This is a genomic window from Petrotoga sp. HWHPT.55.6.3 (assembly GCF_002895495.1).
Classification (GTDB): domain Bacteria; phylum Thermotogota; class Thermotogae; order Petrotogales; family Petrotogaceae; genus Petrotoga; species Petrotoga mobilis.
In genome coordinates this window covers 1-15799 of sequence record NZ_AZRJ01000019.1, presented here as the reverse complement: position 1 = coordinate 15799, position 15799 = coordinate 1, and the positions used below count along the sequence as shown (strand labels likewise).

Annotated in this window: 16 protein-coding genes; 7 read left to right on the top strand and 9 right to left on the bottom strand. The window is 32.3% G+C overall.

Annotated features, from left to right (window positions below; translation table 11 throughout):
- Positions 1 to 4: 4 nt before the first annotated feature.
- From X926_RS06460 to X926_RS06450, 3 genes are read left to right on the top strand one after another with little or no spacing between them, the layout of a single operon-like run.
- On the top strand, positions 5 to 1012 hold the full coding sequence (locus tag X926_RS06460) for a peptidyl-prolyl cis-trans isomerase (RefSeq protein WP_103065466.1): 1008 nt from the start codon (positions 5 to 7) through the stop codon (positions 1010 to 1012).
- Between the two features lie 13 nt (positions 1013 to 1025).
- Positions 1026 to 1331 carry a metal-sulfur cluster assembly factor gene (locus X926_RS06455; RefSeq protein ID WP_012209465.1) on the top strand — a complete coding sequence of 102 codons (306 nt, stop codon included), beginning with the start codon at positions 1026 to 1028 and terminating at the stop codon, positions 1329 to 1331.
- A 9-nt stretch (positions 1332 to 1340) separates the two neighbouring features.
- Positions 1341 to 2147, top strand: a complete 807-nt coding sequence (locus tag X926_RS06450) for a HemK/PrmC family methyltransferase (RefSeq protein WP_103065465.1) — start codon at positions 1341 to 1343, stop codon at positions 2145 to 2147.
- Here the strand turns inward: X926_RS06450 and X926_RS06445 are convergent.
- A complete protein-coding gene (locus tag X926_RS06445) occupies positions 2128 to 2904 on the bottom strand; it encodes a DUF6115 domain-containing protein (RefSeq protein ID WP_103065464.1) in 777 nt (258 codons plus the stop codon). The genes X926_RS06450 and X926_RS06445 overlap by 20 nt on opposite strands.
- Positions 2905 to 2930: 26 nt before the next feature.
- On the bottom strand, positions 2931 to 3545 hold the full coding sequence (locus X926_RS06440; protein ID WP_103065463.1) for a DUF4897 domain-containing protein: 615 nt from the start codon (positions 3543 to 3545) through the stop codon (positions 2931 to 2933).
- A gap of 357 nt (positions 3546 to 3902) precedes the next feature.
- Between X926_RS06440 and X926_RS06435 the strand changes: the two genes are divergently transcribed.
- Both X926_RS06435 and X926_RS06430 read left to right on the top strand, forming a co-directional pair.
- Positions 3903 to 4670 (top strand): ZIP family metal transporter, encoded by a 768-nt coding sequence (locus X926_RS06435; RefSeq protein WP_103065462.1) that lies wholly within the window; start codon positions 3903 to 3905, stop codon positions 4668 to 4670.
- Positions 4671 to 4764: 94 nt separating this feature from the next.
- The gene (locus X926_RS06430; protein WP_103065461.1) at positions 4765 to 5553 is read left to right on the top strand and encodes a sulfite exporter TauE/SafE family protein; all 789 of its coding nucleotides are present in this window, start codon (positions 4765 to 4767) and stop codon (positions 5551 to 5553) included.
- Here the strand turns inward: X926_RS06430 and X926_RS06425 are convergent.
- From X926_RS06425 to X926_RS06410, 4 genes are read right to left on the bottom strand one after another with little or no spacing between them, the layout of a single operon-like run.
- Positions 5550 to 7019, bottom strand: coding sequence for a GGDEF domain-containing protein (locus X926_RS06425; RefSeq protein WP_103065460.1), 1470 nt, complete (start codon positions 7017 to 7019; stop codon positions 5550 to 5552). The genes X926_RS06430 and X926_RS06425 overlap by 4 nt on opposite strands.
- Positions 7020 to 7024: 5 nt before the next feature.
- Positions 7025 to 8182, bottom strand: coding sequence for a 2-oxoacid:acceptor oxidoreductase subunit alpha (locus tag X926_RS06420; protein WP_012209459.1), 1158 nt, complete (start codon positions 8180 to 8182; stop codon positions 7025 to 7027).
- Positions 8183 to 8219: 37 nt separating this feature from the next.
- On the bottom strand, positions 8220 to 8432 hold the full coding sequence (locus X926_RS06415; protein ID WP_012209458.1) for a ferredoxin family protein: 213 nt from the start codon (positions 8430 to 8432) through the stop codon (positions 8220 to 8222).
- A 53-nt stretch (positions 8433 to 8485) separates the two neighbouring features.
- The gene (locus tag X926_RS06410) at positions 8486 to 9622 is read right to left on the bottom strand and encodes a sodium ion-translocating decarboxylase subunit beta (protein WP_012209457.1); all 1137 of its coding nucleotides are present in this window, start codon (positions 9620 to 9622) and stop codon (positions 8486 to 8488) included.
- A gap of 202 nt (positions 9623 to 9824) precedes the next feature.
- On the opposite strand from X926_RS06410, the gene X926_RS06405 reads away from it, so the two are divergent.
- Positions 9825 to 10958, top strand: a complete 1134-nt coding sequence (locus tag X926_RS06405) for an aldo/keto reductase (RefSeq protein ID WP_012209456.1) — start codon at positions 9825 to 9827, stop codon at positions 10956 to 10958.
- 24 nt (positions 10959 to 10982) lie between these two features.
- Entirely contained in the window at positions 10983 to 12095 is a 1113-nt protein-coding gene (locus tag X926_RS06400; protein ID WP_103065459.1) for an aldo/keto reductase, read from the top strand.
- Between the two features lie 107 nt (positions 12096 to 12202).
- On the opposite strand, the gene X926_RS06395 is transcribed toward X926_RS06400, so the two are convergent.
- Genes X926_RS06395 through X926_RS06385 form a run of 3 tightly spaced genes read right to left on the bottom strand, consistent with a single transcriptional unit; the run spans position 12203 to position 15500 of the window.
- A complete protein-coding gene (locus X926_RS06395) occupies positions 12203 to 13507 on the bottom strand; it encodes a hypothetical protein (protein WP_012209454.1) in 1305 nt (434 codons plus the stop codon).
- Positions 13508 to 13564: 57 nt separating this feature from the next.
- On the bottom strand, positions 13565 to 14482 hold the full coding sequence (locus X926_RS06390) for a glycosyltransferase family 4 protein (protein ID WP_012209453.1): 918 nt from the start codon (positions 14480 to 14482) through the stop codon (positions 13565 to 13567).
- 28 nt (positions 14483 to 14510) lie between these two features.
- On the bottom strand, positions 14511 to 15500 hold the full coding sequence (locus tag X926_RS06385; protein ID WP_255408272.1) for a glycosyltransferase family 2 protein: 990 nt from the start codon (positions 15498 to 15500) through the stop codon (positions 14511 to 14513).
- Positions 15501 to 15799 lie beyond the last annotated feature (299 nt).

The following is a 15799-nucleotide window of genomic DNA, read 5'->3' as shown; positions in this document are numbered from 1 at the left end:
GACATTGAGGGAAAAAAATCTTTTATTGTTATTTTTTGTTTTTCTTATTTCCACCGTTCTTTATCCTGAAATTATTTATCAACCCTTGGAGCAAGCAACCTTTGCAAAAGTTAATGAAGAAACACTTAGTGAAGAACTATTAATATCAAGATCTCAAATAGTTTACCTTTTGTCAGATATTTATAATTCTTATCCCGAGTTTTATTCTGTTTTAACAAGAACAGCTACAGGTGTTGAACTCATGAATACATATTTAGAAGATCAAGCTTTAAAAATAGTCAATCAAGTTCTTTTTATACAATTCGTCGAACAAAAAAACATAGATTTACAACGCAAACAAACGTGGAATAACATTGAGGAAAACTTTTCAAAAGCCTTTAAAGACGTTGGAATACCTGACGAAGAAATAGAAAATTATCTTCTCGCCTTAGGTTACACTTCAAAAACAAATTATTTAGAAGATGCATATTATTCAACATTATACAATAATTCTATAGCTGCGCTTTATACCAAAATTGTTCAAGAGGCAGAAGTAACCGACGAAGAAATTGCAAAGGAATATCAAAACAACAAAGCCATCTATAAATCTGATCCTGCAGCTGATATAAAGCTAATTGTATTCAATAGCACAGAAGATGCTTCTTACACATACAATCGTATTATTGAAGGTTATTACACATATGATGAAGTATTCGAACAAACTGATTCAGCTACCTCTATGAGAATAAATCTTAAAGATGATTCAAATTCGATTGTACAAACTGTGAAAAGCAATCCTCCAGGATTTATTACAACACCTCTTTTGTATGATTCGCAAAACGATACATATGCTCTTTTAAAAATAGAACGAAAATACCCAGAAAAACAGTTAACTTTTGAAGAAGCAAAAGACCAAATAATTTTTAACTTAAAAGACAAAAAAGCTCAAGAATATTTTGATAAAGTTTTACCAACTGAATTCCAAAAATTTCAAGAAGAATCTTCAATAATTCTCAATTCTGATATGTTTTGAAGGAGGCTTACACATGCCTGATATAGAAAAAGATAAAATCATAAATGCTCTGAAAGAGGTTTATGATATGGAAATTGGATTCGATATCGTTTCATTAGGTTTGATATACAAGGTAGATATAGATGAGAACAATAACGTTCATATATTGATGACATTAACCACCCCAATGTGCCCTTTGGCCGGTTTAATAATTGAAAATGCAAAAGAGAAGGTAAAAGAAATAGAACAAATCAACGATGTAGATATCGAACTTACCTTTGATCCCCCTTGGGATCCGCAGATGGCAAGTGAAGAAGTTAGAAATCTTTTGGGAATTTGAGGTAAGATAATGAAGATAACAGAGTTAGTAAGTAAAATTCAGGGGGAGTTTAAAATCTCCCCCTTTCGTATATTGAAAATATTATCAAAAATTGAAGATAAAGATATATCTTTTTTTCTTAAAGATTCAGAAGTAGAAATTTCTCACCAAACTTTCGATTTTTTACTTAAACATCTTAAAGAAGGGTATCCTATCGAGTACTTTACAAAAAAGGTTTCTTTTTTAGGAAATGAGTTTTTTGTAGATGAAAATGTACTAATACCCAGGATAGAAACTGAAGATTTAGTAATATTAGCAGTCAATCTTATAAAAAATAAAAATATAAAACATGTAATTGATATAGGGACAGGTTCTGGTGTGATAGCAATCTCGATAAAAAAACAATTACCAAAAATTAAGGTTCAGGCTTCTGATATTTCAGAAGCTGCGATAAAAGTAGCTCAATACAACGCTCAGAGATTAGGTGTCAATGTTGAATTTAAAATTGGTGATTGCTTAGATCCATTTTTGAAAGAGATTGAGGAAGTAGAATTGATAATTTCAAATCCTCCATATGTTGAAACTTCTTTTATAGAACAAAATTGTTTTTTAAGATATGAGCCTAGAATTTCTCTTGATGGGGGATACGATGGTCAAAGTTTTTTTAAAAAGATATCTAAATATTCTCACCTTTTAAAATCTAAATATCTCTTGTTCGAAACCAGTGAATTTACTGTAAAAAAAACGGCTGAAATTCTATCAACAATAGGAAAAGTTCAAATTTTGCCTGACTCTTTTAAGAAAGAAAGATTCATCTTTATTTCTCCTCATTATTAAACAAACTTAGAACAAGCATTATCTCACCTACACCAATTTTCAATTCCTTAGCTATCTCTTGAGGGGTATAGCCATTTTTGGACAACTCAAGAATTTTGTTAGTTTTGTCGTATTTATAGTTAACATTATCTTTACTTATATTTATATTTTTATCTTTAGCCATATCGATATTTGATGGAATATTTTCTTTCTTTGACGAGATGTTGGGAACTTCTTTGATTTTCTCAAATATCATTTTTTCTTCTTCTGGTGTCAACTTCACCAAATGGTTAGAAACATCCAAATCGGTATTTGTGTTAATAAAATCAACCAACTTTTTACTTGATATATTTAATTTTCTTGAAAGCTCGTAAACCCTTAGTCTATCGTCTTTTTCAACTGTCTCTTTTTGATTTTTATTATCCTTCTGATCTTCTAAATTTTTTGTGTTTTGGACTTTAGTTTCAATTTCTTGTCTCTTATACGAATCTAATTTCCTTTCTAAATCTGTCAACAATGAAAAAGTTTTAGCATAAGCATCATCTAAATCTTTCATAAGTTGATCAACCAATTCTATTTTATTATCTAAGGCCCTTAATCTTGTGGAGGTTATCTTTTGAAATCTTGCTAAATAGAGGTTTTTTTCTTCCTCAAAATTTTCATATTTTTCCCCTGTCTCGTTATTTTCTTGTAAAAAGTTGCCTAAACGGATCATAAGAAAAATATTAACAATTGATATTGTGAGAGAAAGGACAACTAATAAATATAAAATAACCATTACAATTCCCCCATTTTTACGATAGTCTATTTAGATTGGAATTCTATCGTGGGATAACCTAATGCCCCGGTATAGGAATAGCCTATAACATTCTGGTCTATATAAGTGGGAGTAGGATTTACACTTAAGACTTCCCAACCATAAGGATAATGAATACTTACAGTCACTTCCTCATTCTGAGCACTTAAAAGTTGTCCAGAAAGAGAAAATTCAATATTTCCTCTATCATTTCTATAAACCAACCCTTCCAATTTAACCGTTTCATTCACATAAATCCTTGGAGAATTGGAATTTACGGTTGACTCATAAGATAAAACCACAAAATCTCTTGGGATTTGTTCTTTTAAATTATCCAAAGATTGTTGAAAAAGAGAAAGCTTTTCTTCATCGGGGGTGTTAAACCCTTCTACCAAGGTTTCGTAATCTCTCTCGTTTTCTGTTAGTATTTCTACTTTGGTTGCAAAATCCACGGAAAGGTCTTCGTAAATAGTAAATGTAATATCTCTTGATATTACTTGAAACTGAGGCTGAAGATTTCTGTACATAAAAAATTGAAAAATAGCTAACCCAGCAAAGAAAATTAATGTTATGATTATGAAATTAAAGCTATTACCCCTTTTTTGTTTTTGATCGTTAGCCATGTGATTCCTCCTAATAAATGATCTTTAACCTGTTGATTATTTTTTATTATAACATAAATCAAGTGTTTTTTTTAAAGGTACAAAAATTTAGTCAATACCCCGTACAGATTTCTCCCTTTCACCCCCTAGCCTACTCCGAAGAATCATTAAATTATATCAAATATAACAAGAAGTTGCAATCGTAATTCTAACTTAAAGTTATATCGGTTGTAATATCTGCGCAAAACAGAGATATTATAATTAAGAATTGTTGTGGGATAAAAAGCTTCTTCCTGAAAGAATATTAATCGGCTTTTGAAATTAATATTCTTCACTAAATTCACAAAACTAAAAAAACAACCTACAAGGAGGGCTAAGATGAACGAATTAACCAGTTCTCAAATATGGATATTTGGAACCCTAGCAAGTCTGATCGCTGGTCTTGCTACTTCAATTGGAGCTATTCCAGTATTGTTTTTCAAAAAAGAGTTAAGCGAAAAAAATTTAGATATGTTTTTAGGATTTGCTGCCGGTGTTATGCTCGCAGCTACTGTTTTTTCACTTATAATTCCATCTTTAGACACGGGTGGAATATTAATAACTATTTTAGGGATATTTCTTGGCGCACTTACTATTGAATTAATGGATACCTTCTCCCCTCATGAACATTTTTTAAAGGGACATGAAGGACCTGAGTTAGCCCGTTTAAAGAAGATATGGTTGTTCGTTATCGCAATAGCACTCCATAACTTTCCGGAAGGAATGGCTGTAGGGGTGAGTTTTGGTGGTGGAATGATTGCTAATGGTATTACTGTAGCAGTTGCTATAGGACTACAAAATATTCCAGAAGGGACAGCGACAGCTTTCTCTTTAATTAAAGCAAATTATTCAAGAAAACAAAGTTTCTTTTGGAGTTTTTTGACAGGATTAGTCGAACCTATAGGAGGTTTACTTGGGGCATCTCTAGTGGTCTTAATGAAACCAGCCTTACCTTTTTTTCTTTCATTTGCGGGAGGGGCTATGCTGTACGTTATCAGCGATGAGATAATCCCAGAAACACATTCTCACGGATACGAAAGAACGGCTACTTTCTCACTGATTTTTGGATTTTTGCTGATGCTGGTCCTCGATGTAGCATTAGGCTAAATAAATAGACGTTTTAGAAATAAACTAATTTTCAAAATGCATGTTTTAGTGTTTTTAAAGACATTATAAAAACTTTTTTGGAGGTCAAAAAAATATGATAAGTCAATACATAATCTCAGTTCTAGCCGGTTGGGGCGCTGGAGCTGTTACAGGAATAATTGGAGCAAGTGCTGCAGCGGTAATTGTACCTGTTTTAATAACTTTTTTAGATATTCCAACTTTTGAAGCTATAGGAATAAGTTTAGCGACGGATGTGGTGGCATCGTTGGTAGCAGCAAATACTTATAGAAGAAACGGTAATATTGATTTAAAATCTGGATTACAGATGGCAATAAGTGCAATTGTGGGGGCTATAATTGGAACTTGGATTTCTTCATATGTTCCTTCAGCCGGATTAGGAGGATTTACTGGAGTTGCAATCTTATTAATCGGTATAAATTTCATAAGGAAGCCTTTACATCAAAGAATACAAACTATTCAAGAAAAACATAAAAATGATCCAAATATAAATAATGTCAAAAGAATTACTAGCTCAATACTTTGGGGTTTGTTAATCGGATTTATAGCTGGTTTTGTCGGTGCAGGCGGCGGAGTGATGATACTTCTTATACTTACCCTGGTTTTAAGATATAAAATTCACGTTGCAGTAGGAACTTCTGTTCTGATAATGGCTTTTACAGCATTATCTGGTGCTGTTTCTCATGCGTTGTATGCCCCAATCCCTTGGGATTTGTTAGCTTTCGCGGTTGTAGGTGGTGCTGTAGGTTCAAAAATGGCTGCAACATTCGCTAATAACGTTTCGGAAGAAAAACTTAGCAAAATTGCTGGAGTAGCATTTATCCTTTTAGGGGCAATGACAATTACAGACGGTATAATATCTTAATTGATGATAATTTTATTTTTTCCTTGCCCTTTTGCCATGTATAGATTTTGGTCGGCAATTTTGAAAAGTAAATCTATTTCATGGCTGTTACCATACGCTACTCCCGCAGAAAAAGTGACATTCATCTCTTGTTTTAGTTTACGGTTTATTCTTTTCAAAATAGAATAAACCTCTTCTTTTTTAACCCCTCCTAAAATTATTACGAATTCATCGCCTCCATATCTGAATATATTATCTTTTTTTCTCAAATTATCGACACATAGTTGCGCAAATTTTTTTAAGAGTGAGTCTCCTTCTTCGTGGCCATATGTATCGTTTACCTTTTTGAAGTTGTCTAAATCAAGAACAACTAAGGCTATTTTCTGATTTTTTAGATATTTTATAGAAGAAATATAATTTTCGTAACTTCTTCTGTTTCCAATCTCTGTAAGAGAATCTATCTGAGCATCTTTTTTTAATAAACTCTGATAAATTTTGTTTTGCCACATCACACCACTTTCTTTGGCATAATAATCTAGAATCTCGATTTGATCATCTGTAATTGGTTTTCCGTTGTATCTATTATCGCAAAGATAAAACGCAAGTTTTTCATCCTCTATTTCTATTGGTGAAATAGCTATTTCTCCTCTTAAATCAAGTAAATTTACTATCTTTTCCTCCAATCGACTTACAGGTAATTTAATAGTGCTATGCGATTCAACTGCGTATTTAAAAAGATCATTATCTATTAACAATTCTTTTTTAATAATAATACCTTTTATCCTTTTTTCTAAATTTGAAAAATAACTCATTCCAAACTCATATTGAGACAAATATGAATCAATGTTTGTTTCAAGTGTTTCAAACTTTTCATAAGTTTTGTGGGCTTCCATTTCATTTTCAGGTCCTATAACTCTATGAACCTTGAAATCACCACTGTCTTCAACAAATAAGATAGCCCTGTTAAATCCTCCTGCAAAGCCACCTGTTATCGCTGTCATAGTTATATATATCATTTCATCGATAGAAGTTCCAGGTTTATACCCTTTTTCTAATATAATTCTTGAAGCCCTGAATACATTGGCTATTTTTGAAGAGTTGAGTAGAATATCGGTAAGCATTGATCCTACTAACGAAGAGGCATTTTTAATTGTCTCATACAAAGCCATACTTTCCTCTTTTTTGAGTGTTTCGTAATTAATTTCAATGATATTCTCCATTTGAAAACTTTTCAATTCAACTTTTTGTTCTTCTAGTAAATTAGTCTCTTCTATATTTTTTATCGTGAAAATAGAGAATGAATTAAATATCTTTATTAATTTATACAGATTATCAGGTACTTGAAGTGGATCTGAATGAATTTTAACTGTAACTTCAAAATCAAAAAGAACTTCTTTTGTGAAGTTTTCAAGTAAAAGTGTAATACCTGGGTTTACATAAGCTGAATTAATTTTTGATTGATACTTTTCAAGCAATTTTATATTCATTCTATTCACATCTCCGTAATCTGCACCCACATTTTCATAATTACGTCTAATATTTCATCTGGTGTAATCAACTCACCATTAGTTTTTGTTAAAGATTCTACATGTCTGTTCAATTTATTCAACCGAGACATCTCTTTAGCATACTGCCCTGTATTCATCTCTGGAACGATTATACTTTGAGCATTTTTAAATATTAGTTTAAGTCGTGAGGTTGGCATGGGCCAAACAGTGATAGGCTTAAAAAAGCCTACAGGAATTTTGTCTGATCTCGCTTGTTTAACTGCCTTCAAAGCACTTCGGGCTACACTACCATATGCAACTACTACTATATCGGCATCTTGAAGCATGTACTCACTATAGATAGAAATCTCCTCTGCTGATAATCTAATTTTTGAGTCTAAATGTTCAATAACTTTTGATATTGTGCTTGGATCCCTTATCGGAAAACCACTTTCATCATGAACAAGGCCAGAAACATGAAATCTTGACTTCCCCATTTCAACTAGCGGATTTACTGCAAATTGCTCATCTATATCAAAAGGTAAAAACAATTCTTCCTCACCTAAATCTACTTCCTTTAATCTTTCAACAATTTGAGGATTCTCTTTCTCGTAATCAAAATACACGTTTTCTCTCATGTGAGCCAAAGTCTCATCCAAGACCAAAATAACCGGTGTTCTATATTTTTCTGCATAATTGAAAGCTGTGACAGTATATGTGTAAACTTCTTCCACTGTAGAAGGATATATTGCAATAATTTGGTGATCTCCATGAGTTCCCCACCTTATCTGCATTATATCTCCCTGTGAAGGTTTGGTAGGAAGTCCTGTGCTTGGACCACCTCTCATAACATCAACAAACACACAAGGTACCTCTGTCATAATGGCGTATCCTAAAGCCTCTTGCATAAGGGAAAAACCGGGACCACTAGTTGCCGTCATTGATTTTACACCTGCAAGAGAGGCGCCTATTATGGCAGCCGCACTTCCAAGCTCGTCCTCCATCTGTATAAAAGTACCTCCAACCTTTGGCAATTCTCTAGACAGATATTCGGCGATTTCAGTTGATGGTGTAATCGGATAACCCGCAAAAAACCGACATCCAGCCTTTATAGCAGCCATTCCAACAGCTTCGTTACCTTGTAAAAAAAGCATTTTCCCCATCAAGTTCACCTCTTTTAAGAAGCGCGTCCTTTTTATTTTATTGCTCTATTTGTTTTATACTTATCGCAAAATCTGGACACATTCGTTCACATTGCAAACATCCAGTACATTTTTCTGGATCTGGAACAACAGGTTTACCAAATTCTTCTTCTATTATAGCATTTACGGGACAAATCCAAGAACAGATACCACATTTTTTACAATAATTGTAATTAATTATCACTTTAAAATGTTTTTTAGTAGTTTGCATTTGATTATTCCTCCCATTTGTTTGATAACCCTTTTTTTATCAAAATGTCTATATTATAGTATACTTAAAAATAGACCAGCAGCTATTGCCGAACCTATTACTCCGGCAACATTTGGCCCCATTGCATGCATTAAAATAAAATTACCTGGATCAGTCTCTTGAGCAATATGTTGGGCTACACGAGCTGAATCAGGTACCGCCGAAACACCTGCTGCACCAATCAATGGATTAATTTTTTCTTTTGCAAACAAATTCATCAATTTTGCAAATCCTATTCCACTTGCCAATGCAATTATAAATGCAACTGCCCCTAACAATATAATTTTTAAGGCTATCCAAGATAAAAATATATCAGCCGTGGCAGAAACTCCTACCGATAGCATTAAAAGTATTGTCACTGTATCCAAAACATAACGTGAGGCCGCTTCAGCTAATCTACCAGTTACTCCAGATTCTTTTAACAAGTTTCCCAACATAAGCATTCCTACTAAAGGTAGAGCCTGGGGAACCATTAAAGAAACTACAACAGTTGTTATTATAGGAAAAATAATTCTTTCTTTTTTAGAAACTTCCCTTAACCTTCTCATACGTATTTTTCTTTCTCTTTTGGAGGTAAGTAACTTTGAAACAAAAGGTTGAAGCACAGGAATAAGTGAAATATAAGAATAGGCTGCAACTGCTATAACAGGTAATAAATCCGGAGAAAATTTAGAAGCTATGTAGATAGAAGTTGGACCATCAGCACCTCCAATAAGACCTATCGCGGCTGCAGGATGAAGGTCAAACCCTAAAAAACTCGCCAATATAAAACTAATAAAAATGCCTACCTGAGCAGCTCCCCCCAGGAGTATCAATTTTGGATTAGCAATCAAGTAAGAAAAATCAGTTAATGCTCCAATACCCAAAAAAATCAATGGTGGATAGATTCCAGTATCTAATCCCAATTTTATATACCACAACAATCCGCCTGGTTGGCCATTCTGAGGAGGCATGAGAATACCTGTTAATTCTGGGGGAATGTTAGCTATAACCATACCAAAGCCCAATGGAATTAAAAGAAGCGGTTCTGCGTGTTTTGATATAGCAAAATAGATAATAATCAATCCAAGAAGTATCATGAAAACTTGAGGCCAAGAAAGATTGATAAATCCAGTACTTGAAAAAAAGTCGAGTATGCCTTCCGCTAGCATTTAAAAACCTCCTAGGAGATAAGTGTGAAATTTTTTTCAATCACTTCTACAGTATTTTATTATAACATAAAAAAATTTACTGTTTCTACTTTATATAAAAAGAGTTTTTATTATTTTTTTGGTATAATAAAAGTAGAATAAGTTTATTTATCGAACTAATCTAAAAGTCAACTTATCATAATAATATACTGGGGGTGCTCTTTTGAAATATAGAAAATTTGGTAAGTACGATGTAGAACTTTCGGCCTTGGGTTTTGGGTGTATGAGATTGCCTGTTTTGAATAAAGATCCTTCTAAAATTGATGAAGAAAAGGCAACGAATATGCTGAGATACGCTATTGATAACGGAGTGAATTATGTTGATACAGCGTATCCTTACCACCAAGGAAATAGTGAATTATTTGTAGGTAGGGCCTTAAAAAATGGTTACAGGGAAAAAGTCTACTTAGCCACCAAAAATCCTGTTTGGTTGGCAAATAAATACCAAGATTTTGAAAAATATTTAGATGAACAACTAAAAAAACTTGATACAGAATATATAGATATGTATCTGTTACACTCTTTGGATAAAGAAAGATGGAATAAAATTTATAATCTAGAAGTTTTGAATTTTCTGGATGAAGCAAAAAGTAAAGGCAAGATAAAGTTTGCCGGATTTTCTTTTCACGATGACTTCAAAACCTTTAAAACGATCGTTGATTCTTACAACTGGGATTTTTGTCAAATTCAATACAATTATCTTGATACACATTTTCAAGCAGGAATCGCAGGATTAAAGTATGCAAACAGAAAAGGTCTAGCGGTGATTATTATGGAGCCAATTAGAGGGGGTAAATTGGCTAACAAATTACCTAAAGAAGCTCTCGATATCTTTAGTAATTTAGATAATACCAAGTCACCAGCTTATTGGGCGTTAAGATGGGTATGGAACCATCCTGAGGTAACTACCGTTCTGAGCGGAATGTCCACAATGGAACAGGTGATAGAAAATATTAAAACAGCAGATGACTCAGATCAAAATTCCTTAAGTGAAAAAGAATTAAAAGCAATTGAACAAGTCAGAAATATTTACAAGAGTAAATCTAAGATAGATTGTACGGGATGTAATTATTGTGTACCTTGTAAAAACGGTATACCTATTCCTACAATTTTTAGTATTTATAATGAAGGCTACATTTTTGATAACTTAATAGAGGCAAAAGAAAGATATCAAACTTTGATCAAACAAGGCATAGATGCCTCTATTTGTGAGGAATGCGGGGATTGTGAAGCAGAATGTCCACAACATTTACCTATAAGATCGTTGTTAAAACAAGTCAAAAATGAATTAGCATGATCCAAAATTATAGAGGTGATCTTTATGGATAAAAAAATCCTTGGTAAAACTGAGTTTGAGGTTTCACTTTTAGGATTAGGTGGGTTTCATATGTTAGAAATTTCAAAGGATGATGTTTCAAAGCTAATGGATATTTACCTAATTTCAGGTGGTAATTACATTGAGACCGCTGCCGAATACGGAGATGGTGAATCGGAAAAGAAAATTTCATACGCTTTGAAAGATAGAAGGGATCAAATAATTCTTGCTAGCAAATGCCACGCTCGAGATAAGAGAACTGCTCAACATTTTGTAGAAAGAACCTTAAAGAACTTGAATACAGATTATTTAGATATTTTGTTTCTTCACCATGTTACCACTCAGGATGATGTTGATGCTTTATTGAAAAAAGAGTCGGCCTTAGATTATCTATTTCAAGCTAAAAAAGATGGGATTATAAGAGCGTTAGGGGTATCTTTCCATGGTTTGGGGGACTATGCGCTTAAACTTATAAAAACAATAGACTTGGATGTTGTGATGACAGGTTTTAACTACTTGGATATATTTAATTTCCCGAGCACTTATCAAGAAGTCATTCCTTTTGCAAGGTCTAAAAACATGGGAATTGTCGGAATGAAAGCTTTTGCAGATGGTTATCTCTACAGGTCTACTTACGATGCATTAAACTATGCTTTGACTCAAGATTTAGATGTAATGGTTGTAGGAGCGAACTCCGAAGACATGCTAAGAAGAGATATTCAGATAGCCGAAAACTTTAAACCATTACCTAAAAAATCTGTAGAAAACTTATATTATCGTGCCCCAGAACTTGGAAATTATGTCTGTAGACAATGTGGAAAATGTTTACCTTGTCCAGAAGATATAGAAATCATGAAAGTGTTTGAATACGAGGGATGGTACGATAGACAAATAAGGGATTATCAACCCCACGAGGCTCCAGATTATGCACTGAGAGAAAGATTGGCATTCTGGTTTGGAAACCAAAACGAAGCTAAAATGGCTTATTCCAAACTCAATAAGACCTTCAAAGATTGTACAGAATGCGGGATATGTGAAGAAAGATGTCCTTACGATATACCCATAATAAGAAAATTGAAATTGGTAGACTACAAGCTTGGAAAGGGAGAAATATACTAAAACTATCTTTCCAGAGATCGATAATTCAACTTTCTTTGGGATTTCGAAGCTTTAGTATAATTCCCCTTTGGTGACTCTCCAAAGGGGAATTATACTTGCTTTAGATATTAGTTAGTGACTTCTTTCATGCTTTTACCTTTCTTAAATATTAGATCTTTATACCAATTTTTATAATCGTTCAGAATCTTATCTTCTGAGATTTCATATATTTCATTCAGATCGGTAGTCATATCTATTTCTTCAAAAATTTCTGAAATTAGATCTTTCTTATTGGTTATATTTTCAATTCCATAAGCGTTTACCATATCTAATAAAAGCTCTCTTTCAAACTCTTTCTTTTCTTTTAAATCTTGGAATATTAAGGAAACTTCGTTGATCATTTTTTTTATTTTTTCTAAATAGTATTCTTTATCTTGCTTTTTTAAATTTTCATCAAAAATTATATGATCCATAAAATCCATAAACTCTTCTTCCATTTCAATGAACAAATCATACGATTCATTATAGTAATAAGAGTTTCCTAAAAATTGATCATTGTGATGCAAATCTGCCATATCTTTTAGCTCGTCTTCTATATCTTCCATATTCTTTATGGTAAAATCAATATCGACGTCGTCTATATCGTCATCGAAAGAATAATCCTCTTCTTCCCCATTTTTCGTATTAAACAAATAATTGGTATACCTCTCTAATTCAAGGCGTGGTTCAGAATTTTTCAGAAATTCTTTTGGATTTAGATTATACATTGTAAAAAAGTCATCGGTGGTATTGTAAATATTTTCGTAATTAACAATCGATATTTTCTCGATTATTTTTTCGTAAAATGGAGAGATTTTCTGAGCAATATTTGGAAGTATCGCAACTCGAAAATTATTTGTTTCGTTCAGCAGATTTCTATAAAAACTTTCTATGCTCTTGCGATCACTTTCAATATACATATCGTAATGATCTCCATAGTTGTTAGTAAAAATTAGGTGATGCTCGACTAAACCTTTACCTATTTTTCTTAAAAACAAAAAATACAAACTACTACTTTCATTCAAAGAATAAATAAATGATTCTTCTGCAATTATCTCTGAAGTTTGGTTTTCATGATCAGAAGCAAGCACAGAGATCATATTTTTCTTTTTTGACTTAAAAAAAGCATTAATTCTTAAGATCGTCAATATCAAAGGGATATATTCTATATCAAAGGTAAGTTTTTCCAATTTACCATTCCCTTTTTCATCCAAATTAAATTCGTTATTAAACCATTTGTAATTTCCAAACCTTCCTTCTACTTCATAGATATACTTCTCGTAAATATCAGGATCTTTGTTGTTTTTCAACATTGACTCGTCTAAGAAAATTTTTTTAACTGATACAGGCCGAAGTTTCATATAATCACCATAATTACCTTTTAAAATTATCATCACAGCACCTCTTTTACGTAAAACTTTAAAAATTTTTTAATAAAATTAATCCTTCAATTACTCATATTTGTACAATTTAAAATGATAACCTAGAAAAATAAATAACATCAATACAATTATAACACCAATTATTTGAAAATCCCAAGTAATTAATCCTATCAACCCAAAAAAAACAGAAATACTATATGTAACTAATGCAACAAACAATGGTTTTATTTTATATTTTTTTCTAATTTTATCATATATATGCTCTTTATCCCCTAAAAAAGGAGATCTTTTGCTGAGTAAACGTCTTATCACAGCATAAACCAGATCAGTAAAATAAAACCCTGTGATAATTAGTGAGATGAAATAACCTCCTCTACCAGATCTTCCAGATAGGAAAGAAAAGGAATAAAATAAAGTAAAACCTAAAAGATAAGAACCCGCATCACCAAGAAATATTTTCGCTGGTGGCAAATTGTATAATAGAAACCCCAAAATTGCGAAGGCAAAGATCAAAAGTTCATAATTTTTGGATATCAAGGAAAAAAATAACAAACTCACTATTGCCGTTCCAGCGCAGACTCCATCCATCCCATCAACCATATTTACTCCGTTAACTAAAGCTATACCGGTTAATACCAAAATAAAAAACTGAAAAGGTTCAATAATTCCTCCTACAAAATATATTGCCATTGAGACGACAATAAACTCTGCAAATAATCTAATATAAGGAGAAACACTCTTAATATCATCGTAAAGACCAATAAAAGTCAATATACTAGCAGGAATTATAAAACCTATGTCATTGTAATAAAAAGGTAATATTGAAAGAAAAACAGCTACACCACCCAAATAAGGAATGGGAGACTTATGAACTTTCAACTTATTGTCGGGTTTATCAACGATATTATATTTGTTTGCGATTCTTATCATAATGGGAACTAGAATAACAGATAAAACAAAAGAACTTATTAATTTTATAGCTAACAAATTATATTCACCCGCATTTTTAAAAAATTTAGGATTTCTTTCTCCTAGTAAAAAGGATTGATTTAAGTATACTCCAAAATGTTCCTGAACCATATGAAATATGCAAAAGTAAAAACACAAAAAAACTACAAAAAAACAATAAAATATTTTTCTCTTTTATAGCATACTTTAATGAAAATAATGTGTCTATAAACAAATATATGAAAAACGGAATAGCTAAAATAATATTAAAAACGGCATTTTTTGAGAGGACTAAAAATATGAATAAGAGAAGAAGATACATTATAAAAATAAAAGGAATGAAATGTCTAAGGGAAATACCATAAGGAGATATTTTTAGAGTTATATAATTCCAAAAACCATTTGAAAAATTCTTTTTCATAAAATCCCACAACCCATTTGGAACATAATAATTATTTGTAATTGGTAATAAAAAGATTTTTAAACCCTTTTTTCTCATCCTATAATTAAACTCGATATCTTGATTCCTTAAAAGTTTTTCATTAAAATACCCTACTTTATCAAAAACTTCTCTTCTATAACATGCATATGCTACGGTATCAACTTCTTGTGGTTCTTTCACTTGATGTCTATGGCGGGATGCAGTACCGAAGGGGGAAGAATACGAAAAAGCCATCGATTTTTGTAAACAACTTTTATCGTTAGCAGGGGTGGCCAAAGACACTCCTCCTACAGCACTCGCTTCTGGGTGTTTCATCAAAAATTCAACACTATATTCCACATATTTTTCATCAAATTCTGTATGAGAACCAGCTATAAAAACAAAATCCCCCTTACTATTTTTGATCCCTAAATTTAAACCGTGGGGGGTAAATTTTTTTTCATTCGTAATGATTTTTATATTATTACTTTTTTCAGCGAGTTTCTCTATTATACTAACGGTGTTATCTGTCGACTGACCATCAACGACAATTATTTCATCCGGCTTTCTTGTCTGATTGCTTAAAGAATTTAACACTTTTTTGATCGTTTTTTCTTCATTTCTGCAAACTAATATTACCGAGACTAAAGGTAAAGAAATTTATTATCACTCCCCTTTTGCTGAACTGTGCAAAATGGTCTCTTTTGTAATGTTTTTGAATAACTTTCCTAATCTCATTTGCTTTGCAAATGATGTTACGCGATTTTGGGGTTCTTAAGGGGCAAAGCCCTTTTGCTGGTTTGTGCAAAATAACTTTTTTATAATAAATTTTGATTTCGGGGATCTTAAGGGGCAAAGCCCTTTGCTGGTTTGTGCAAAATAACTTTTTTATAATAAATTTTGATTTCGGGGATCTTAAGGGGCAAAGCCCTTTA

Bases quoted from the DNA above. Each gene is read 5' to 3' on its own strand.
- X926_RS06455 (WP_012209465.1), top strand. From the start codon at position 1,026: ATGCCTGATATAGAAAAAGATAAAATCATAAATGCTCTGAAAGAGGTT.
- X926_RS06450 (WP_103065465.1), top strand. From the start codon at position 1,341: ATGAAGATAACAGAGTTAGTAAGTAAAATTCAGGGGGAGTTTAAAATC.
- X926_RS06445 (WP_103065464.1), bottom strand. From the start codon at position 2,904: ATGGTTATTTTATATTTATTAGTTGTCCTTTCTCTCACAATATCAATT.
- X926_RS06440 (WP_103065463.1), bottom strand. From the start codon at position 3,545: ATGGCTAACGATCAAAAACAAAAAAGGGGTAATAGCTTTAATTTCATA.
- X926_RS06435 (WP_103065462.1), top strand. From the start codon at position 3,903: ATGAACGAATTAACCAGTTCTCAAATATGGATATTTGGAACCCTAGCA.
- X926_RS06430 (WP_103065461.1), top strand. From the start codon at position 4,765: ATGATAAGTCAATACATAATCTCAGTTCTAGCCGGTTGGGGCGCTGGA.
- X926_RS06425 (WP_103065460.1), bottom strand. From the start codon at position 7,019: ATGAATATAAAATTGCTTGAAAAGTATCAATCAAAAATTAATTCAGCT.
- X926_RS06420 (WP_012209459.1), bottom strand. From the start codon at position 8,182: ATGGGGAAAATGCTTTTTTTACAAGGTAACGAAGCTGTTGGAATGGCT.
- X926_RS06415 (WP_012209458.1), bottom strand. From the start codon at position 8,432: ATGCAAACTACTAAAAAACATTTTAAAGTGATAATTAATTACAATTAT.
- X926_RS06410 (WP_012209457.1), bottom strand. From the start codon at position 9,622: ATGCTAGCGGAAGGCATACTCGACTTTTTTTCAAGTACTGGATTTATC.
- X926_RS06400 (WP_103065459.1), top strand. From the start codon at position 10,983: ATGGATAAAAAAATCCTTGGTAAAACTGAGTTTGAGGTTTCACTTTTA.
- X926_RS06395 (WP_012209454.1), bottom strand. From the start codon at position 13,507: ATGATAATTTTAAAAGGTAATTATGGTGATTATATGAAACTTCGGCCT.